Origin of the sequence: Nostoc sp., from assembly GCF_036917615.1 — a bacterium.
GTDB lineage: Bacteria > Cyanobacteriota > Cyanobacteriia > Cyanobacteriales > Nostocaceae > Nostoc.
The window spans coordinates 84,691-102,530 of record NZ_JBALCZ010000046.1; the positions used below are offsets into that span (position 1 = coordinate 84,691).

Genomic DNA, 17,840 nt, shown 5'->3' on the forward strand with positions numbered 1-17,840 from the left:
TTGGTGCGTTAAAACTAAAGTTTATAACGCACCCTACCAGAACTTAAACTTAAAAATTAAATTCTCTAAATAACTTTTCTCCTGCTTCCAGATTTCTGGTAAGAAAGTAATCAGCAATTTCGTTTAAATCTCGACTTGCAGATGGTGAGATAATGTAATTACTCATTCCTGACCCTCACGCGCTTTTTGGAATCTGTCAAGTATTTGCATCACTACAGGTTCACCATCTAAACCTTCACCACGCTCAAGTTCTGCAATTGCGACATCAACTTTTTGCCGAGTTTCTTCTACCCATTCCTGATACTTCTTATCCGATTCTTCCAGCAATTTCGATGCTTTACTAATCACTTCCTCAGCATTTGTATATCTACCTGTAGCAAGTTGCGCTTGAATAAATTGCTCGATTTCTGGTTTAAGTGTGATATTCATAACTTTTACCTCAGCTACAAAATGGATGCATTAACTTTGTTCTAACTTGTCACCTTCTCTACAATTCTTGACTCTGACTTAGTAACCCAAACTCAAAAATTTATTCCTCATCCTCAAACAAAGATTCTAAATCTCTATAACCACTGGCAACACGAGTAACAAGAATTCCATCTTCGCTGGGATAGTAAAATATAATGTAATCATCCACAACAAAACCGCGCAAATTCGGTACAAGCCTTCCGTAACTTTTCCCCATACTGGGAAAACCTGCTACTAACTTACACTTTTTACGAATATCATCAAAAAGCTTACTAGCTACTTTTGGGTTACTGCGAGCAATATATTCACAAATTTCATCTAAATCTTGAATTGCTTCATCTGAAAATGAATAACTACTCATTCTTCAGACTCCTCAGCAATTTTCCGAATTTTTTCTTGCAACCTAGCAAAAACAACTTCGCCATCAGTTACTTGTCCTTTAGCGATTTGTTCATTTCCCACAGCAATTTTCTGACGTAATTCTTCAATGCGCCGTTCTCTTTCTTGAAGCAACTTAAAAGCTTCATTGATCACATCCTCTGCACTAGTAAACCTACCTATAGCAATTTGCGCTTGAATAAATTGCTCGATTTCTACCTTAAGTGTGATATTCATAACTATTACCTCAGCTAAAAGAAGGGATGCATTAACTTTGTTCTAACAGTTTCGCCACATTCTCAGCAATTCTCTCCTCTAATTCCCTCGCTTCCAGATTCAAAACTTCCAATTCCTCATTCAACTCCTCCAACTTCTCAGTAAAATCAAAATCTTCCACTACTCGTTCTGCAACACCCACATAACGTCCAGGGTTTAAACTCCATCCCTGCGCTGCGATTTTTTCTAAAGTTGCTACTTTACATAGTCCAGCTATATCAATATATTGTCCTTGAGAGAATTTCTCCGCCAGCAATGCTTGACTACCATTGGTTGTCTCTACTGCTTCACCTCTGTACAACCTGACAATATTCGCTAAAAATTCAATCTGTTCTGGGCTAAACTCCCGATGGGCACGGTCAATTTGACGGTAAATGTGCCTAGCATCCAGAAATAATACCTTATCTCTACGGATAGTATCTGCTTTCCCCTTATCCAAAAACCACAGAGTACAGGGTAAGGTAACAGTGTAGAAAAAATTAGAACCAACAGCAATCATCACATCCACTGCATGGGATTGGATAACTTTCTGCCGAATTTCTAATTCAGTACCTCGCGCATCACTGGCAGAATTCGCCATCACAAATCCTGCCCTACCTGTTTCATTTAATGCACTCCAGAAAAAATGAATCCACAGGTAATTAGCATTATCTGCCTTGGGCATTCCAAATTTGCTAATACGCGGATCTCCCTTGATTTTTTCTTTGTCCACCTTGTCTACATTAAAAGGTGGGTTTGCCATCATAAAGTCAAACTTGTTTATTGACTTATGAATGTCTTCATAATAAGTATTGCTCTGGCGAATATCTCCTGCAAGTCCATGTACCGCTAAGTTCATCCTGCACAAGCGGACAGTTTCACCTACTTTCTCCTGCCCATAAATACTAATTTCTGTGCTGGGGTTCTTCTTGTACTTGCTTGGTAGTCTGCTTTGGTAACTCCACGTCTTTTACTACCTGCATTTTTCAGTTCCTCCTCAGCATGGGTAAATTTCCAGTCAGCGTAACGCAAGAAAATTAACCCCAGTACCGGGATGGAATACTCACTGGACTTTAGCCTAGAGTTAGCGCGTAACTCATCCGCTGCTTCCCATAGGCGTTTCTCTAAATCAGTAGTGTTAGCAGGCATAGTCAGACATCAGATTACCAAATCTATCGATTATAGGATAGTTTGTGTCTGTGACAACTCGGTGAACTACGAATTTGAGCAGAAACCAGCAAGATGATCGCACCTTGGACTGAAAATTAGCGATGTCTGGCGACAAGAAGCAGAGCTTCTACGCCTTTTTTGATTTGATGCAGAATTATGTTGTGTGCGATGTCTACGACGGGCTAGCGCCTACGCACTAAGGAGAAATTCTAAAGTATGATCTGCGATCGCAGTTTCTGTGTTAGCAACTAAATATCAAGGATTTTTCGGGAATATTGCCAGTTTTTACCACAATTTCAATACATCGCCCAGTTTTTAGGGAATAGAATTTGCGATCGCTTATTCCCGGTATGATAGCTATGTATGTTGTCATCCGTGCATTATTAAAGTTGTCGCTATGATTGCAGCCAAAACACCCACTCGCAGACACTGGGAAGTGTTTGAGGTTTACAAAGCTAAGGTTGCTATCAAAATGGAGCCTGAAGAGTTCCTAAAGCATTGGGCTGTCAATTACAAAGAACTTGCCGAATTGTGTGGTCGTTCTAAAAGCACAGTAGCGCATTGGTTTTCCCAAGGTGAGCATCGTCGGGAACCCTCAGAATCTGACAAACACCGACTAGCGGAAATTCATGCTCTGTGGATTCAATTTGAAAATGAACCTGCCCACCTCAGAGAGATATGGGCAAGAAAACGACGGCGCAAACAAGACACGAACTGTAATGATTAGTTGTCATCAGTGCATTATTTAATTGTCATGGTGACAACATGAGCTTTATTGTGTGTCATAGCTATTCCCACCTCTGTTAGGTGAATTATGATTACTCAAAGCTTTTTATCCAGCGTCGAAGAATCGAATGTAGCAGTCAATAGTCCAAGCGAGTTTCAGACTGTGCAAGGTAAAGAACCACTCAAGCATCTGTTGATTGGTTCTTCTAAAGCTGTAACTAGCACAATCCACTACTTGCAGGTTATTAGCTATGCAGATGTTGGCGATTGGAGTCCTTTACTACCCAGTCCTAATCCTGGTGAAGTCATGAGCATTTTGAATAGACCTATTGTGGTGCAATAGGCACTGTTACTTCGTGCAAGTCAACAATTGATGACTCCCTGCTAGGAGTCATTTTTTTAGTTTATAAATTATTTTGTGTACGTTGTGTGCGTTTCCCCTGCCTCTTATCAAGAAAAACCTACATCAGTCAGCAATTTTCTTGCTACTATATTCCAAATTAGATAAAAATGATTATCATTATATTTATGTCTGTACCAAACATTATTGTCGTTGCTGGTTCATCTGGGGCTGGAAAAACTACCTGGGTTTGCCAACAGATGCGAGATATCGCCGATGTTGAGCAAATAATTTATTTCAGTCCTGGTACTGGGACTGTTCCCATAGACCAAAGCCGCATAACTACTGAATTTCCTGGGATACAAGTCTTTAGTGACGGTCAGGAAGTTGAATTTCTCAACCAAATACCTAAAGCAGAGGCAGTTTACATCGAATTGGGGTTTTACTTGCAATTAGAAGCGATCGCACAAATATTAGATAATCTGACTTACCGTGCCATAGCAGTTCTGCCACCAGACTTCAAAGACTCTGAATACCATTCTTGGGCGAACGAGATTGTTCGCGGCGCACCAACCCAAAGCAGTACTGCTGAAACTTTATGGCGTGCGGCAAGCAACGGTCAAGTCATTGACGAAAACAGTCTAGAGGAATTTTGGTACGAAATCACCCACGGTGCTTACGGTATTGTTACTCGTGCCAAAGGAATTTTTGATGTGAACGATGGTAGGTCACTTTACTGTGATTTTGTTGCTGGCGTTGCTCATACGGATTTTCTGGAATTAGACTTACCGCGCTACTTGGAGGGTAGACCCCAGCGTTTCAGTGGATTAGAAGTGGTGGGGGAAAACTTGGATGAAGCAACTTTAAGGCAAACATTATCAGATTGTTGTTTATCTGATGTTGCAATTTTGCAATACCAACAACAGGTTAAAGAGATTTTATTAGAGGGGGAAAAAGTGTGAAAATAGCTGTCATTTCATGTATTCATGGCAATTACGAAGCTTTAGACGCTGTATTACTAGATATTGACCAGCAAAAAGCTGAAAAAATCTTTTGTGTTGGTGATTTGGTAGGATATGGGCCGCAACCGAATGCAGTCATAGCTCAAATTCGTTGTTTAGATATTCCTACCTGCGCTGGTTGTTGGGATGAAGATATTGTAGAAGGATTGAACGCTTGCGATTGCAGTTATCCCTCTTTATTGGCAGAAAAAAGAGGACAGCAGGCTCATGAATGGACTAATAAAGAAATTCACTTAGAAAACCGTGAATTTTTAGCCAATTTACCCTATAGCCTCAAAGAGGGAAATTTAGCTTTTGTTCACGGTAGCCCTCATAGCAACCATGAGTATTTGTTACCTGAACTAGACGCTTTTGTAGCACTAGAGCGAGTACTTTCCACAGACTCAGATGTACTATTTTGTGGTCATACTCATGTACCTTATGCCCGAACTCTTGATGCTGGACAGCTACAAGTTCGTGTTGGCAGAGGAGAAAAAGCACAGGAAATCAGCTTTACATCTCCTCTCAAACGGATTGTGAATGTGGGTTCAGTAGGAGAACCCCGACATGGACGACCGAATGCTACTTATGTGATTTACGACACAGATAATCAAGAGGTCAAATTGCGAGAAGTACCTTACGACTACCAGAAAACCTGTGCGGCAATTATAGAGAAAGGATTACCTGCAATTTTTGCTTGGCGTTTAATGCATGGATTGGAGTATGCAGAACGAGCAGATGACCCGACTCATGTTTGTACCAGGTAGAGATTAAAACCGCAGAGGCGCAGAGACAGAAGAGTATGAATAAATGGGCGATTTTGAGTGGAATTGAAGGTAATTTGGCGGCTTATGAAGCTGTAATGGCAGATGTTAAGCGTCAGGGTGATAAGGTAGAGGCTTTGTATATTTTGGGTGATTTGGTGGGGCCAAGACCAGAAACAGAGAAGTTAGTAGAACGAGTGCTTAACCCACGTCATGGAGAATTAGAACCCCTGATTTGTAAAGGTTGGTGGGAAGAACAGTGTTTGATTCTGCATGGTCTAGGGCCGACCGGAGATGTTCCTGAACTCATGGCAAAATATGGGGGTGATACTGTTGAGATGTTGTGGGAGTGTGTTTCTCGCAAGACGGTACAATGGTTGCGATCGCTCGATTTTGGTTTTTTTGAATTAGATTGTTTGTTAATCCACGGCTCAACGGTAGGTGTGGACGAAGAATTAACCCCAGAAACTCCCCCAATTCAAATGCTTGATAGACTGTCGCGGATGCAAGCAAATAACCTATTTTGCGGGCGTTCTGGTTTAACTTTTGAGTATCAGATGCAAACTGGTTTCATCACAACTGCACTCACTACTCTTGATAAGCAGGTGTCTTCTCAAACAGTTACCGTTAATCCGCGTCAAGTAATTGGGGTGGGGAATGTGGGACGCACACCAGGTCAAGCTACCTATACTCTCTATAACCCCGGAACGAATCAAGTGGAATTCAAAACCGTGTATTACGCCAATAGTAAGGGATTTCAAAGCCAGCACAAGGGTAAAAAATCGAAATCTAGCGTTTAACGCATTCTCTAAATCTCTGCATTATCCTTGCTTGAGTATGAGGGATTAACATGCTTATTGCCATAGGCTGTGCCCCACCGTAGGCGATCGCCAGATGCCATAATTATTGCCAATTAATTGCAATAATTAAAATTATTTGCTAGATTATTTTTATATAAATGCTATAACCTCCAACATCAGCTTTTCTTGTGGGAGATTCATTCTCCGGCATATTTTTCTGATTTAACCAAATTCATCAAAGTTCAGGAAGGCTAACAAGATCAAGATAGTTGTTGCTTTTACTGCCAACAATCATACCCGCTGAATTTCAAATTAATTTAAATATGAGTGACTGCCCTTGCTGCAATGGAAAACTACTGCGTCATGTTCGCAGTAGTAAAATTTACTGGTTTTGTCTCGATTGTCGGCAAGAAATGCCAGATATGAGTTCGGTAGTTGATCACAAATCCCTATCTGCCACAGTATTATCAGCAAAAACCACAGGAAAATCACGCTGATGTTGGCAATGAAACTACCTCTATGGCTTATGAGTCGATACTACTTTGACATTCTTCAGGTGAATAGGCGATACTCCGTCGAACTCAAGTTAATTTATTCCTGCTAGACTTTTAACAAAAGGTAACAGATGTTAGCAATAAAGGCACGAGGAAAGATTCAATGAATACTATTGTGCTTAATCTAGAACCGATTGCTAATTAATCCTCAAGATACAAGAGTGGAAATTTACCGACTTTTGAAAGCTGTAGAAGTTATTCAAATGCCAGCGATTCTTTCTGGAGAAGATATATTACCTGGATTTGAGTTGCAAGTATAGGGAGGCGATAAGCTTTCAGGGCATGACTTTGCTTACCGCATTGTCCCAAAAAAATCATGATCAATAATTTTTGCACAGTGCAACCATGCTTTTAGGATGGTTGGGTATTCAAAATCCCACAGGGCTAGTCGGGGCAGAGCCGTCTTGCTGGAGCATTTGACGTGCCAAGTTCATACAACTGGCACAGGTGCAGCCAAACTTTGTCTGAGCATACTGTTTAACCATGCTCTCTGACATTCGCGATTCTTGTGGAAAATCTGACTGTGAAGAAGTACCAGTCACATTCACACCTGAAATAGATACATTTGCTTCTGGTATTTTATTTGGCATCAGAGCCTGGACAGAGTGAGAAGCTAAAATTGTTGTAGCTAGAGAACCAGAGCAGCCAAGCAGCGTTAACACTTTCTTATTCATAGTGCGTATTTATTAATTGGTTGTAACTAGTGTAACTAAACAGTTGACGTTTAGTCATAGCAGATCTTTATCCTAATGCTAAACTTTAACTTGATAAACTACAACATGAGATTTTTGCCATGAATCAAACAATACTCACACTGCTTAGTAGCTCTTGTGTTTTCTACTTGTTTTTCTTGATGAGCCATGCCGCTGTCGCAGAAGGTAAACCTTCGGTAGCTACAATTAGCAGCGCACCAGCGCATCAAGTTGCTGGTACTGTTGCTTCCCCAACAAAAAGTTCTGCTACACAAACCACTGAAACTTTGACTGTACAAGTGAATCCACGAGTTTTTTCCCTAGATGCAAATGGTGATACAGTTGGGGATGTAGCGATCGCTAAGTTTGGCTGTGACTGTTCTAGTTGTCGTGCTTTAGCACTTCAAATGTTGCAAACTGGTCAGTTGACTCTTTAATCAAAGCTTGATGAGCTATTTTTAGATTTTACAGAATCGAAAGAGATATAGGACTCATATTTGATTTTTGAACAAAACTCAGTACAGCTTTATTCCTTCTTCCCAGTCCCCAATCTCCAGTCCCCAGTCCCTTACCTCTACGAGTGATTCAGAAATCAAATCGGATTGCTATAGTGCTAATGCCTCTTCTGAGGTAAATTATCAATAAAATTGCACTAGCTTTACTTTGCTGCTTTAGCTTTTTCGCCTTGATACTATTAAATGTCAACCCAGCTTTTGCAAAAAAGTTTTCTCCTCAAAATTTAGCTAATCCTACTTTGAGAGCCGCTAATACTCAGATAGTTAATGTACCCGTTTCCCAATCCCCATCTCTATTACTGCACTCTCTATAAACAGAAACAATAAAATAGCTTGCCATCCAAAAGTTGGGCTGCGATTGCCCTAGCTGTTAAGCCCTTGCCAGTCAGATGCTACTACAAAGTCAACTGCCTATACTACAGTAATTGAGATTAAATGAGCCGATTTTAATCACCCTCCCAGTGACACTCAAGAGCGTTGCTAACGCCAGTCGCTTTCCGACACAAGGCGACTGGAATGCACTGGCTCACTTTGTTTTTTGAGATTTGAATTGGCTCAAAAGCCTAGCTCTTTGATGAGCCATTTCTGGTCTGGTCAAAATTCCTTGACTAGGACTAAAAAATAGTGCTAATAAAAATAGCATAGAAACAACTAAAACGATCGCTGCACCAGATGGTACGTTTAAATAATAACTAATATACATCCCAGTCACACTGCTAATTACACCAATTACCGCGCCTAATTGCATCATTTGGTGCAACTCTTTCACTAATAAATAAGCTGTAATTCCTGGCCCAATCAGCAGTGAAACAACTAACACTACACCCACAGTTTGCATACTGGCGACAATCGTCAAAGTAATCGCACCATTTAAGGCAAAATGAATCAAATTAATCGGTAAACCACTCGCTTGAGCGCCAAGTGGGTCAAAGGTGTAAAATAACAATTCTTTGTAAAATAGTTTAATTAAAAGCAAGACAACAACTGTGATAATTACAGTGCGCTTCACATCATCTGTGGTTACACTCAAAATATCGCCAAATAAAAATTCATGCAGGTCTAATTTGCTTTTCAATAGGGTAATCAACATGATACCCAAAGCTAAAAAGCCAGAAAAAACTAACGCCATTGCTACATCAACTTTAATGCGAGATTGAGATTGAATCCAAGCAATTACAAAGGTGCTGAGAGTTCCGCAGATAAAAGCACCTAAGAAAATATTGATACCTAAGAAAAAAGCTATAGCCAGTCCTGGCAAAACTGCATGAGCAATTACATCTCCCAGTATTCCCATGTGTTGAACAATGAGATAATTACCCACAACAGCACAAAGAACACCCAATAGAATTGCTGTAGCAAGTGCTCCACGCATAAATTCAAAACTTAGGGGTTCTAAAAGAAAATTTAACATTAGCAGAAATCTCCACAATTAATAATCAACTTAATATTTTAGATTTTTTGTTTACATCTGACTGGTTTTAAAGTCATCATGGGTAAAGATGCAATTCGTGGCGTAGTTGAGCCTCACAAATTGCATAAAGTTGGTATTTCAAAATTTTCATAATCTCGCTGTTTTTCACCCAGACAAACTAGATTCATCTATATACTTAGATTTTGTTTCAACTCGTAGTCAAATACTCAATCAAACACCGGAATTAGTAGACTATTAAAATTCCGGGTGTTGTGCATTAAAATTAATAAATTAGTTTTTCTGCTCTCTACTCTAACAAACATTTCTATTTAATAATAAGACGCCATCTCCATAAGCACGTTGAATGTTATCTGCTGTCATTACCTCTTTCAACGACCCGTTAGCAATTATCTGTTTATTTAATAACAGTAACTGGTCGCATTTTGTCAAAGCTGTTCCCAAATCATGAGTGACCACTAATAAAATCTTGCCTTGAGATTTTAGTTCTTCAAATATATCAAACATGATGGCTTCTGTCTTTTTATCAATCCCAACAAATGGCTCATCAAAGAATAATAATTCGGCTTGTTGCGCCAAAGCTCGTGCTAAAAATACTCGCTGCTGTTGTCCCGCTGATAATTCTCCAATCTGACGCGATCGCAACTCTAACATCCCCACCTTCGCCAGAGCATCTTTGACTATTTCTTGAGATGATCGTGAAGGTGCGCGAAACCAGCCTGTATGCACAGTCCGCGCCATCAGCACCACATTCTGGACTGTTATTGGATAATCCCAGTCAATTTGCGATCGCTGTGGTACATACGCAACAGAACTTAATTGTTGTTTCAGAGCGCGAGATCGAAACTTTACAACTCCACTTGTAGTTGGCACTAAGCCCAAAATTGCCTTCACCATTGTGCTTTTACCAGCGCCATTTGGGCCAATTACACCCACAAGTTGTCCCGGTAAGGAACGGAAACTCACATCCTCAACCGCCGTGACTCCCCGGTAATTTACAGCTAAATTTTTAACTTCTAACATAAATCTACCATTTATATGATAATGATAATCAATGTAATTTCAGTCATCAGATTTATGATATCTTACAAACTACGATTGAAATCCCTAGCCGTTGCCCTAACATGCGGGGTATTTGGATGTAGTCCAACATCCCAAACCAGCCAATCGACTCCCACGCCTCCTAATAATCTGGTACCTCCCCAAACAGCTACTTCACCCGTTTTGGATGCTAGTGGGAAAAGTCCGTTAGTAGTCGCCACCAACACTGTTACTTGTGGCTTAACTAAAGAAATCGCAGGTGATACGATTGACCTCAAATGCTTAATCGATCCCGGTTCAGACCCGCACGTATACCAACCCAAGCCAGACGATAGCAAAGCAATTGAGCAAGCTAAGTTAATTCTCTACGGTGGCTACAACTTTGAACCTGGTTTAATCAAGCTAATTAAAGCTACCTCAAATCCTGCTCCCAAGGTGGCTGTAGATGAAGTTGCAGTCCCCAAACCTCAAAAGTTTGAAGAAGATGGTAAAACTGTTACCGACCCGCATGTATGGCACAATGCCCAGAATGGCATAGCCATAGCACAGGTGATTTCCCAAGAATTAATAAAAGTAGCCCCAAATAATGCTGCAAGCTATACCAGCAACACGCAAAAACTCACAAATGAAATCAGCCGAATAGACAGTTGGATTAAATTGCAGATTGCGACAATTCCACCTAAACAACGCAAATTAGTGACAACCCATGATGCTTTCGGTTACTATTCCAAAGCTTATAAAATTCCTATTGAAGGGGCGCTAGGGGGTATTAGCACAGAAGAAGCGCCCACACCTGCGCGGGTAGGCGCACTAGCGAATGATATTAAAAAAGAGGGTGTACCGACGATTTTTGCAGAGACGACAATTAACCCGAAACTTATAGAGGCTGTAGCCAAAGAAGCAAAAGTTAAGGTTTCAGACCGAGAATTGTTTGCTGATGGTTTGGGCGAAAAAGGAACAGAGGGTGAAACTTACCAGGGAATGTTAATTGCCAATACACGCACGATTGTGGAAGGTTTAGGAGGTAAGTATACAGCGTTTGGGCCTAAATAATCAGAGTTAGTGTCACCGATAGCGAATCTTCTCCCTACAGCCCTTCTCAAGACAGGAGACGCTGTTCTTGTTCGGGCATCCTACGGCAGGCGCTAGCCTCTCCCTAAATTCCTAACAGCGATCGCTATAATAACGTGAGCATCTTAAGTATCTGGTGTCGCTTGAATAAGGAAAATGCTAGAGTTAAGAGCGATCGCTACTTTGAAAAATGTAAATAAGATATGGCTGACCAAAAAGATAAAGCTCAAGAAAAAAACCGCCTTGAACAGCTTCAAGAAGAACAAGGAAATACGGATTCTAAACACTCAGGGGGTGCTGGCGCTTCTGGTGGCAACTCAGGTGCAGGCAAATCTGGCACATCAAAAATTTCTGCCACTGCTACACCTGATGATATCGAAAAAATTGATCAGGAGTAAAGCTGACTCAGACGACGAGTCAAGGTTTAACTGTGCCGGCTCTCATTAGTAACTCAACTCAACAATGGTGGATTGAATACCTGATTATTTAGTCCACCATAGCGATCGCAACGCGATCATCAGAAGGCGCACCCGAAAGTTAAGTAATGTTCAGCGCGGTGCAATATTTGTGAGACTTGGGGAGCGATCGCAGCTACCCTTATCCCACAAGGATCAAAATATTACAATGTACTACCCAAATGGTTGCCCAGATCACAGTACCTATTTTGATAGTCCAGATTTTCCCATTCCATAATACTTTTGACTATTGAATGAGTGACTTTTGACTTCCGCCTTGCGGTACTAGTCTTTAGTCATCCAAGGTTCAATTCTCCTACTTAACCTTGGGGGCGATCGCAATGGTAAGGATAAAGCCACTCACACTTGAAAAGTCCGTGGGTATGTTTTTCAAAAAAGGTTCCAGCGTGGCGTCCAGGTGATATGTCGATCCCAGCCTTGCTTTTAATTTCGTACAGCCAAGGAAAGGCTACTACTAAAACAGCGATCACAACGAAGATGTAGAAAATCGTAGTTCTAATTTTGGGCAATCTTCGGGAATTGCTGTTGTGTTTTTGAGGCATAGTAGAGGTGAAAAACTAATAATCAATTTTAGCCTAAAGCTAAAAATGTCGCTGGAATATAGGATCAATGTTGTCTGTTTTCTGCTGATTGCAGGTGAACCAGAGGGTTTGGAGAGTTAATTCGCTCTCTTGAAGTAACTCATCCTGAAGCATTTGAACATTCTGCACCCATGAAGGCTAGCTCTGTTACATTATGCACCACAGCCAGTTCGTATAGGTTAGAAGTAGGGAAAATTATTAGTGATTAAAGTAAAGGAGTTAGCAATCGAGAGACTCTTACAGCTAACTTGAACCAAAAAGGTTTTTTATCGTACTCATTAAGATCAACAGCAACACAGACAGCTAAATCATCCTCTAACATCTTTTTCACACTTTGGACAAACCGAGGCTCGGTAACAAAACCCATAACTTCAAAGTTTAGGGAAAAAGAGCGACTATCTAAGTTAACAGTTCCTACCCCTGCTATATTCTGATCAATGACTATAATTTTCTGGTGCATAAACCCATTTTTGTAACGATATAGCTTGATACCGATTTTTTCCATTTCGGTGTAGTAAGAGAAGGAACACAAATAAACAAATAAGTGATCAGGTCGGTTTGGTAAGAGAATTCGCACATCTACACCTCGCATGGCTGCCAGTTTTAAGGCTGACAATGTTGCCTCGTCTGGCACAAAATATGGACTAGCAATCCAGAGATGAGTTTGAGCTTGATTAATTAGTTCTACAAAAAAAAGCTTACAAGCTGGTAGCTGATCTGCTGGACCTGTAGGAAGAATGAATGCAGTTTGATTAGTTTCCCGATTAATTTTTACCTGCCAGTTAACTTCAAGAAGTTTTCGAGTCGCCCAATACCAATCTCGCAAAAAAGAGTTTTGTAGGCTTTGTACAGTTGGGCCTTCGAGCATCATGTGGGTATCGCGCCAGGGACTCAAGCGAGGATTTTTTCCTAAATATTCGTCACCAATATTCAGTCCACCTACAAATGCTATTTCTCCGTCCACCACCAAAATTTTCCGATGATTGCGAAAATTATATTGGAGCCGATTACCCTGACCTTGAGTGGTGTTAAATGCACTTACTGCAATTCCATGCTGTTCTAGAGACTGGATATAAGGGCGAGATAGTTTCTTGGAACCAATTTCATCGTAGAGAAAGTAGATGTTTATTCCTTCCTTGGCTTTAGCAATCAATGCTTCTTTAAATTGATTACCAGCTTGGTCATCGTTAACAGTGTAGAATTGGAACAAAATATAATTTGTCGCCAATGCAATCTTTTTCAGCATAGCTTCAAAGGTTTGCTGACCATCAATCAGTAATTCGGCAGCATTGCCTGATGTGAAAGAAATTTCTGTAAAAGCCTCCGCTAATGGTTGCAACTTGGCTAGATTATCTGGTGGCGTAACCTGAAATTTAATAAGGTCACTATAAATCGGCTGAATAAGGTTGTAGTGTTGTGCATAGACTGAGCGCAGTGTTTCAGCATATCCATGAAATTTAGTTCTTCCTAAAATCCAATACAACGGAATAGCTAGCCAGGGAAAGGTAATTAGAGAAATGCTCCAGGCAATTGCCCCTTGGGAAGAACGCACATTCATCACTGCATGGGCTGCATGTGCAACTCCTACAACATGAGCAACAACTGTAGCTGTGCTAAAAATAGCTAGAACACCACCATCTACAAGCATATTAATTTTTTTGAGTATTGATATAAGTAAATTCTGCCAGCAATGGCTTGTGATCGGATGAACAAATTTGGTCTAGCACCTTAGCACTGGCTTTCTTCGCACTGAGATTTCGATAAAAGATATGATCTAAAGGGGGTGATAACAGGAAGCGTTTAATTTTCTCCTTCTCATCAGGTGCGAAAATTACTGGTGTTAATCCCAATTGAGTTGTTACTTGATTGAGGATAACTGCTCTTTTTCGACTCCAAGTATTGAAATCTCCTGAAAATATTAGTGGACCACGATGTGTAGATAACACTAGCTCTAATTCATTCAATTGTATTTTAAATTTATTTAAATCTACAAAATTGATCAGATGACTATTTATTGTCAGGAGAATTGTGCTTTTATCAGATAGCAGATACTCAGTAACTAAAGAAATTTTAGGAGTTTTAACAATCGGCTCATAATGTTTAGTAGTTATAACTTTTTTTATGAGTGGACTGATTGTAGCTGCTGTGAAAATCCCCGAATAGGTTTGCTGATGAATATCTACAAAGTTAGGAGCAAAAGTCCAATTCATTTTCAGCCATTTTGGCAATTCATCTGCTTCTAACCTGAGAGAAAACTCTTGTAGAAATATGAGGTTTGGTTGATAAGTTTCAATTATGTTTGAAAAATCTTTTAGCCAATTTTTATTATAGTTTTGTTTAGCAATATTCCAACTGAGAACTTTAATTGATTTACTATTAATTTCTGTTTGGAGTGAATTATTTTTATCAATTGTGAGTTTTTGTAAACGAAGATATCTATAACTCGGAACAAATTTCGTAACGAGAGTGTTTACATGTTCTTGAATATTAGGCATCACTAATATTAAAATGGATTTATTCTAGCTTAACGCTATTGAACAGTCGTTACACAGTTAGGGACTTCCAAAAAACAAAGTACTCACTAATTGGTAATGATAATCATTGTATTAGATGTCTGGTTCTTGCAGCCATCGGGCGACCATACCCGCCAAAATTCCACCAAAAATTGGAAACACAATGAAAATCCAAAGGTCAGCCAATGCCCAATCGCGAGTAAATATAGCTGTGGCTAGCGATCGCACGGGATTGACGCTGGCATTTGTTACAGGAATGAGGATCAGATGCGCCAAGGTCAGCCCGAAACCGATGGGGATGGGTGCAGACCGCTTCAGAGCAGGAGAAGATGTGACGCTCAAAATTAGCAGCACAAAGCCACAGGTAACAGTGAATTCGGCTAATGCACAAGCCCACCAGCTATAGTTACCAGGGGAGTGAATTCCCACCCCATTAGAACCAAAGTTAGCTGTTGTAAACTCCGGCTTGCCCATGCAAATCAAAAACAGGATAGTAGTTCCCCAAATTCCGCCGAGAACCTGACTGCCGATATACGGCAAAACGTCTTTAGAAGAAAACTGCTTGGCTACCCAAAAACCAATTGTAACTGCGGGGTTGATGTGACATCCGCTGATCGAACCAAAAGTATAGGCAGCAGTCAACAAACTTAAGCCAAAAGCGATCGCCACCCCAGTAACTCCAACCCAAGGTATTGCACCAGAGATAACCGCAGTACCCACGCCCATCAGCACCAACCAAGCTGTGCCTAGAGCTTCCGCCAAACATCGTTTTGCTAAAGAGTAACGATTCATTTATCAGAAATGCCATAGCTGGCTAGTAGTTCGCCAAGTTCCCTTAGCGGGGTAAAAGGGAACGGCAAAAGAGATGTATGTGTTTTGTCTCTTTACCTTTACCCTTTAACCAATCTACACCCGTCAATGGAGAGCATGATCAACTACTAGACGTGATTGATACTTGTACGCATTAGCCGAATCACACTAAGATAAATACTCTTTTTGAATTATTAATTATAAAAGGTAACAATATCCTGTTAGTTGCTTCCTTTAAAAACTTGATGAGAAATTAAATTTATTTCCTTTTTACATAGCCCGCTACAAATCCGGCTTTTTCTGACAGCGCTTTTATTTCCATAAACTACAAACCACATAGTAGGGGTAAAAGTTGGAAAGAGATAATTTACCGCTATGCAACAGATCTCAATACGGTTCGGTTAAGATCCCCCCGCCTGCGGCGACCCCCTTTTTAAGGGGGTAAAGGAAGAAAATAGCCCCCCAATTTATCGGGGGGTTGGGGGGATCTTCGCTCGATAAACAAGCTAACCAAACCGCCATGTGACAGTTCTTGCTTTTATTACTTGTAAGTGCCTAATCCTAGTTTGCTTAGGTTTTGATTACTCCCTTTAAGCAATTAGTATTGTCGGTCGCTACAGTTAAAGTGTAGTTCCAGTATGTTGAGTAACTTGGGCAAGTCCTTTTGAGAAACCTGACGTCTACCCGTCTCGACTGCATCAACCCAGGAAACGCTTTTCCCCATCGTTGTAGCGAAAAATGCCCTAGACCAGCCTTTTGCTTTTCTAGCTTCTCTAATCGCATTACCTGATAGAGGCTGGATATTGTTTGCACTTAGCTGATTCGAGTTGATGGTCAAGCGTTCCTGTACTTCTGCTGGTAGATGAAAACGCCATCTAGAATTCAGTATTTCACTCCAGTAACCTATAGGTCTTTTAGTGCTTTTGGTGCTTGTTAACCAAGCTGGGCCTGTTTCCAGTTCTGCTTGCCATCCAGCTTCTTTGACAACTTTCAAGTCAGTTTCAAAGTCATCAGCCATTTGCCGTCTGAGCTGTCTGTCTTGCTCTGCTGTTGACACTTTGTCTGCGCCGTAAGCAATCTCCATCAGAGTCTTGCCCATTACACAATCCTGAAATTCCGGTTGGATTTGAAAGGTTAGCCAAACTAGCATTCTAACCGCGCCAGCATTTTGTTTACCAATACTAAATAGTTTCTGTACGGTTTTTTTGGTAATAATTCCAGTCTGGTAGTGGTATTTAGATTTGTTGAGAAAGTATTTTGTCCATACTCCAGGTTGACCTATCACCTTTAAACCCATTAGCTTGTTATTGCCAGCTTTATCTGTTTCAAAATCTCGTATTATGTTAACGTCCCAAATCTTCAAATCAGCAACAGTAAAAGCTCCTACTTTGCCCTGTTTAGGCCATGCAATAGAGGCTAATACCTGAGCAGGTTGCCGTAACAAGTGGTACAAAATACTCAATTTTTCATGCTTACATAAGTCCCTGCGTTTAATAAGCCCTGTGTATTCAAGTAGTTGCTTGTCATCAATGACAAAATTGCCTTGCCAAGGTTTATCTAGACTGGCTACTAAGGCACAATAAATCAAGTGAATTGCACACGCTCTTGGGTCAAATTGATCTATAACAATTAGAGCAGCCTCTTCGGCCAGAGTTTCTGGTTGTGGGGTTTCTGGATTATCTGTTACATAATAACAAATTTTTCCTTTTCCACTTTCAATTTCTTTTTCGTAGCTGAAAGTACTATTTACTTGACCTTTCCATGACAGATTCATTTTTTGAGATAAGACTTCAGCAACTCCATGCAAAACTAGCGACAAGGCAGCAATACTAGTCTTACTGTCAGGAAATAAGGAAGCTTTTTTGAATTGTCGAGGTTTAGCTGGATACTGGTAATTTAATAGTACCTCTTGCTCATTTTTCTGAACTCTGTCTGGAAGAGGAATTTTCTTTTCTAACTGAGCAGTCGGGTCTTCCAGAAATTCTTCATCTTCAGCAACATCAGTTCCGTTTGGATTTGGATTAGAGAAAATGGTAATTTTTAGTATCTGCTGAAATAGATGCAGGAGTTTACTAGATAACGTTTTTGCTAACTGTTTCATTTATGTATAAATATGCTGTTCATGTAGGTAATTTATATAGTTTAAGAAGTCCACATAGCTCCAGATCGCAAAATCCTATTAATCATATTGCCGAAAGTGACTTCTATTTGTTGTGAAAAATAACTGCTTTTCAGAAGCTTTAGTGTCTGCCGTCG

Annotated in this window: 24 protein-coding genes and 2 pseudogenes; 11 read left to right on the top strand and 15 right to left on the bottom strand. The window is 40.4% G+C overall.

The window, feature by feature from the left end; genetic code table 11:
- Window positions 1–49: 49 nt before the first annotated feature.
- From V7K85_RS15710 to V7K85_RS15740, 7 genes and pseudogenes are all read right to left on the bottom strand, one after another.
- Window positions 50–166 carry a type II toxin-antitoxin system RelE/ParE family toxin gene (locus tag V7K85_RS15710; RefSeq protein ID WP_334814564.1) on the bottom strand — a complete coding sequence of 39 codons (117 nt, stop codon included), beginning with the start codon at window positions 164–166 and terminating at the stop codon, window positions 50–52.
- A complete protein-coding gene (locus V7K85_RS15715) occupies window positions 163–429 on the bottom strand; it encodes a ribbon-helix-helix domain-containing protein (protein ID WP_334814565.1) in 267 nt (88 codons plus the stop codon). Before V7K85_RS15715 ends, V7K85_RS15710 begins: the two co-directional genes overlap by 4 nt.
- Window positions 430–529: 100 nt before the next feature.
- Window positions 530–829 (bottom strand): type II toxin-antitoxin system RelE/ParE family toxin, encoded by a 300-nt coding sequence (locus V7K85_RS15720; protein ID WP_334814566.1) that lies wholly within the window; start codon window positions 827–829, stop codon window positions 530–532.
- Between the two features lie 146 nt (window positions 830–975).
- Window positions 976–1,083 (bottom strand): annotated as a pseudogene (locus V7K85_RS36535) (ribbon-helix-helix domain-containing protein); the annotation flags it as partial.
- 31 nt (window positions 1,084–1,114) lie between these two features.
- Complete coding sequence (locus tag V7K85_RS15730; RefSeq protein ID WP_334814568.1) at window positions 1,115–1,969, bottom strand: N-6 DNA methylase; 855 nt, start codon at window positions 1,967–1,969, stop codon at window positions 1,115–1,117.
- Between the two features lie 14 nt (window positions 1,970–1,983).
- The gene (locus V7K85_RS15735) at window positions 1,984–2,250 is read right to left on the bottom strand and encodes a type I restriction-modification system subunit M N-terminal domain-containing protein (RefSeq protein ID WP_334814569.1); all 267 of its coding nucleotides are present in this window, start codon (window positions 2,248–2,250) and stop codon (window positions 1,984–1,986) included.
- A gap of 262 nt (window positions 2,251–2,512) precedes the next feature.
- The gene (locus V7K85_RS15740; protein ID WP_334814570.1) at window positions 2,513–2,644 is read right to left on the bottom strand and encodes a hypothetical protein; all 132 of its coding nucleotides are present in this window, start codon (window positions 2,642–2,644) and stop codon (window positions 2,513–2,515) included.
- Window positions 2,645–2,668: 24 nt separating this feature from the next.
- Between V7K85_RS15740 and V7K85_RS15745 the strand changes: the two genes are divergently transcribed.
- The 7 genes and pseudogenes from V7K85_RS15745 to V7K85_RS15775 all read left to right on the top strand — a co-directional run.
- Window positions 2,669–2,998, top strand: coding sequence for a hypothetical protein (locus V7K85_RS15745; RefSeq protein WP_334814571.1), 330 nt, complete (start codon window positions 2,669–2,671; stop codon window positions 2,996–2,998).
- 87 nt (window positions 2,999–3,085) lie between these two features.
- Window positions 3,086–3,340 (top strand): hypothetical protein, encoded by a 255-nt coding sequence (locus tag V7K85_RS15750; RefSeq protein WP_334814572.1) that lies wholly within the window; start codon window positions 3,086–3,088, stop codon window positions 3,338–3,340.
- Between the two features lie 185 nt (window positions 3,341–3,525).
- Window positions 3,526–4,299 (top strand): GTP-binding protein, encoded by a 774-nt coding sequence (locus tag V7K85_RS15755; protein ID WP_334814573.1) that lies wholly within the window; start codon window positions 3,526–3,528, stop codon window positions 4,297–4,299.
- On the top strand, window positions 4,296–5,105 hold the full coding sequence (locus V7K85_RS15760; RefSeq protein ID WP_334814574.1) for a metallophosphoesterase family protein: 810 nt from the start codon (window positions 4,296–4,298) through the stop codon (window positions 5,103–5,105). Before V7K85_RS15755 ends, V7K85_RS15760 begins: the two co-directional genes overlap by 4 nt.
- A gap of 35 nt (window positions 5,106–5,140) precedes the next feature.
- Window positions 5,141–5,902 (top strand): metallophosphatase, encoded by a 762-nt coding sequence (locus V7K85_RS15765; RefSeq protein ID WP_334814575.1) that lies wholly within the window; start codon window positions 5,141–5,143, stop codon window positions 5,900–5,902.
- Between the two features lie 323 nt (window positions 5,903–6,225).
- A complete protein-coding gene (locus V7K85_RS15770) occupies window positions 6,226–6,399 on the top strand; it encodes a hypothetical protein (protein WP_334814576.1) in 174 nt (57 codons plus the stop codon).
- 194 nt (window positions 6,400–6,593) lie between these two features.
- A pseudogene (locus tag V7K85_RS15775) lies at window positions 6,594–6,716 on the top strand (Uma2 family endonuclease); the annotation flags it as partial.
- Window positions 6,717–6,824: 108 nt separating this feature from the next.
- Here the strand turns inward: V7K85_RS15775 and V7K85_RS15780 are convergent.
- Complete coding sequence (locus tag V7K85_RS15780; RefSeq protein ID WP_334814577.1) at window positions 6,825–7,130, bottom strand: hypothetical protein; 306 nt, start codon at window positions 7,128–7,130, stop codon at window positions 6,825–6,827.
- Between the two features lie 119 nt (window positions 7,131–7,249).
- Here V7K85_RS15780 and V7K85_RS15785 point away from each other — a divergent pair, with 119 nt between their 5' ends.
- On the top strand, window positions 7,250–7,585 hold the full coding sequence (locus V7K85_RS15785; RefSeq protein ID WP_334814578.1) for a hypothetical protein: 336 nt from the start codon (window positions 7,250–7,252) through the stop codon (window positions 7,583–7,585).
- A gap of 604 nt (window positions 7,586–8,189) precedes the next feature.
- On the opposite strand, the gene V7K85_RS15790 is transcribed toward V7K85_RS15785, so the two are convergent.
- Window positions 8,190–9,074, bottom strand: a complete 885-nt coding sequence (locus V7K85_RS15790; RefSeq protein ID WP_334814579.1) for a metal ABC transporter permease — start codon at window positions 9,072–9,074, stop codon at window positions 8,190–8,192.
- 130 nt (window positions 9,075–9,204) lie between these two features.
- Between V7K85_RS15790 and V7K85_RS15795 the strand changes: the two genes are divergently transcribed.
- A complete protein-coding gene (locus V7K85_RS15795) occupies window positions 9,205–9,333 on the top strand; it encodes a hypothetical protein (RefSeq protein WP_334814602.1) in 129 nt (42 codons plus the stop codon).
- Between the two features lie 53 nt (window positions 9,334–9,386).
- On the opposite strand, the gene V7K85_RS15800 is transcribed toward V7K85_RS15795, so the two are convergent.
- Window positions 9,387–10,115 (bottom strand): metal ABC transporter ATP-binding protein, encoded by a 729-nt coding sequence (locus tag V7K85_RS15800; protein WP_334814580.1) that lies wholly within the window; start codon window positions 10,113–10,115, stop codon window positions 9,387–9,389.
- A gap of 54 nt (window positions 10,116–10,169) precedes the next feature.
- Here V7K85_RS15800 and V7K85_RS15805 point away from each other — a divergent pair, with 54 nt between their 5' ends.
- Both V7K85_RS15805 and V7K85_RS15810 read left to right on the top strand, forming a co-directional pair.
- Window positions 10,170–11,186, top strand: coding sequence for a metal ABC transporter solute-binding protein, Zn/Mn family (locus V7K85_RS15805; protein WP_334814581.1), 1,017 nt, complete (start codon window positions 10,170–10,172; stop codon window positions 11,184–11,186).
- Between the two features lie 221 nt (window positions 11,187–11,407).
- Entirely contained in the window at window positions 11,408–11,602 is a 195-nt protein-coding gene (locus V7K85_RS15810; RefSeq protein ID WP_334814582.1) for a hypothetical protein, read from the top strand.
- Between the two features lie 377 nt (window positions 11,603–11,979).
- Here the strand turns inward: V7K85_RS15810 and V7K85_RS15815 are convergent, their stop codons facing one another.
- The 5 genes from V7K85_RS15815 to V7K85_RS15835 form a co-directional block, all read right to left on the bottom strand.
- Window positions 11,980–12,222, bottom strand: coding sequence for a hypothetical protein (locus V7K85_RS15815; protein ID WP_334814583.1), 243 nt, complete (start codon window positions 12,220–12,222; stop codon window positions 11,980–11,982).
- A gap of 244 nt (window positions 12,223–12,466) precedes the next feature.
- The gene (cls, locus tag V7K85_RS15820) at window positions 12,467–13,909 is read right to left on the bottom strand and encodes a cardiolipin synthase (protein ID WP_334814584.1); all 1,443 of its coding nucleotides are present in this window, start codon (window positions 13,907–13,909) and stop codon (window positions 12,467–12,469) included.
- Between the two features lies 1 nt (window position 13,910).
- Window positions 13,911–14,756, bottom strand: a complete 846-nt coding sequence (locus tag V7K85_RS15825) for an endonuclease/exonuclease/phosphatase family protein (protein WP_334814585.1) — start codon at window positions 14,754–14,756, stop codon at window positions 13,911–13,913.
- Between the two features lie 111 nt (window positions 14,757–14,867).
- On the bottom strand, window positions 14,868–15,566 hold the full coding sequence (aqpZ, locus tag V7K85_RS15830; RefSeq protein WP_334814586.1) for an aquaporin Z: 699 nt from the start codon (window positions 15,564–15,566) through the stop codon (window positions 14,868–14,870).
- A 616-nt stretch (window positions 15,567–16,182) separates the two neighbouring features.
- Window positions 16,183–17,685, bottom strand: coding sequence for a helix-turn-helix domain-containing protein (locus tag V7K85_RS15835; RefSeq protein ID WP_334814587.1), 1,503 nt, complete (start codon window positions 17,683–17,685; stop codon window positions 16,183–16,185).
- Between the last annotated feature and the right edge of the window lie 155 nt (window positions 17,686–17,840).

What these genes read in the sequence shown, in the direction of transcription:
- V7K85_RS15835 (WP_334814587.1), bottom strand. Translation starts at nt 17,685, where the DNA reads ATGAAACAGTTAGCAAAAACGTTATCTAGTAAACTCCTGCATCTATTT.
- V7K85_RS15800 (WP_334814580.1), bottom strand. Translation starts at nt 10,115, where the DNA reads ATGTTAGAAGTTAAAAATTTAGCTGTAAATTACCGGGGAGTCACGGCG.
- V7K85_RS15815 (WP_334814583.1), bottom strand. Translation starts at nt 12,222, where the DNA reads ATGCCTCAAAAACACAACAGCAATTCCCGAAGATTGCCCAAAATTAGA.
- V7K85_RS15805 (WP_334814581.1), top strand. Translation starts at nt 10,170, where the DNA reads ATGATATCTTACAAACTACGATTGAAATCCCTAGCCGTTGCCCTAACA.
- V7K85_RS15755 (WP_334814573.1), top strand. Translation starts at nt 3,526, where the DNA reads ATGTCTGTACCAAACATTATTGTCGTTGCTGGTTCATCTGGGGCTGGA.
- V7K85_RS15780 (WP_334814577.1), bottom strand. Translation starts at nt 7,130, where the DNA reads ATGAATAAGAAAGTGTTAACGCTGCTTGGCTGCTCTGGTTCTCTAGCT.
- V7K85_RS15710 (WP_334814564.1), bottom strand. Translation starts at nt 166, where the DNA reads ATGAGTAATTACATTATCTCACCATCTGCAAGTCGAGATTTAAACGAA.
- V7K85_RS15790 (WP_334814579.1), bottom strand. Translation starts at nt 9,074, where the DNA reads ATGTTAAATTTTCTTTTAGAACCCCTAAGTTTTGAATTTATGCGTGGA.
- V7K85_RS15740 (WP_334814570.1), bottom strand. Translation starts at nt 2,644, where the DNA reads ATGACAACATACATAGCTATCATACCGGGAATAAGCGATCGCAAATTC.
- V7K85_RS15750 (WP_334814572.1), top strand. Translation starts at nt 3,086, where the DNA reads ATGATTACTCAAAGCTTTTTATCCAGCGTCGAAGAATCGAATGTAGCA.
- V7K85_RS15785 (WP_334814578.1), top strand. Translation starts at nt 7,250, where the DNA reads ATGAATCAAACAATACTCACACTGCTTAGTAGCTCTTGTGTTTTCTAC.
- V7K85_RS15745 (WP_334814571.1), top strand. Translation starts at nt 2,669, where the DNA reads ATGATTGCAGCCAAAACACCCACTCGCAGACACTGGGAAGTGTTTGAG.
- V7K85_RS15765 (WP_334814575.1), top strand. Translation starts at nt 5,141, where the DNA reads ATGAATAAATGGGCGATTTTGAGTGGAATTGAAGGTAATTTGGCGGCT.
- V7K85_RS15720 (WP_334814566.1), bottom strand. Translation starts at nt 829, where the DNA reads ATGAGTAGTTATTCATTTTCAGATGAAGCAATTCAAGATTTAGATGAA.
- V7K85_RS15810 (WP_334814582.1), top strand. Translation starts at nt 11,408, where the DNA reads ATGGCTGACCAAAAAGATAAAGCTCAAGAAAAAAACCGCCTTGAACAG.
- V7K85_RS15770 (WP_334814576.1), top strand. Translation starts at nt 6,226, where the DNA reads ATGAGTGACTGCCCTTGCTGCAATGGAAAACTACTGCGTCATGTTCGC.
- V7K85_RS15825 (WP_334814585.1), bottom strand. Translation starts at nt 14,756, where the DNA reads ATGCCTAATATTCAAGAACATGTAAACACTCTCGTTACGAAATTTGTT.
- V7K85_RS15735 (WP_334814569.1), bottom strand. Translation starts at nt 2,250, where the DNA reads ATGCCTGCTAACACTACTGATTTAGAGAAACGCCTATGGGAAGCAGCG.
- aqpZ (WP_334814586.1), bottom strand. Translation starts at nt 15,566, where the DNA reads ATGAATCGTTACTCTTTAGCAAAACGATGTTTGGCGGAAGCTCTAGGC.
- cls (WP_334814584.1), bottom strand. Translation starts at nt 13,909, where the DNA reads ATGCTTGTAGATGGTGGTGTTCTAGCTATTTTTAGCACAGCTACAGTT.
- V7K85_RS15715 (WP_334814565.1), bottom strand. Translation starts at nt 429, where the DNA reads ATGAATATCACACTTAAACCAGAAATCGAGCAATTTATTCAAGCGCAA.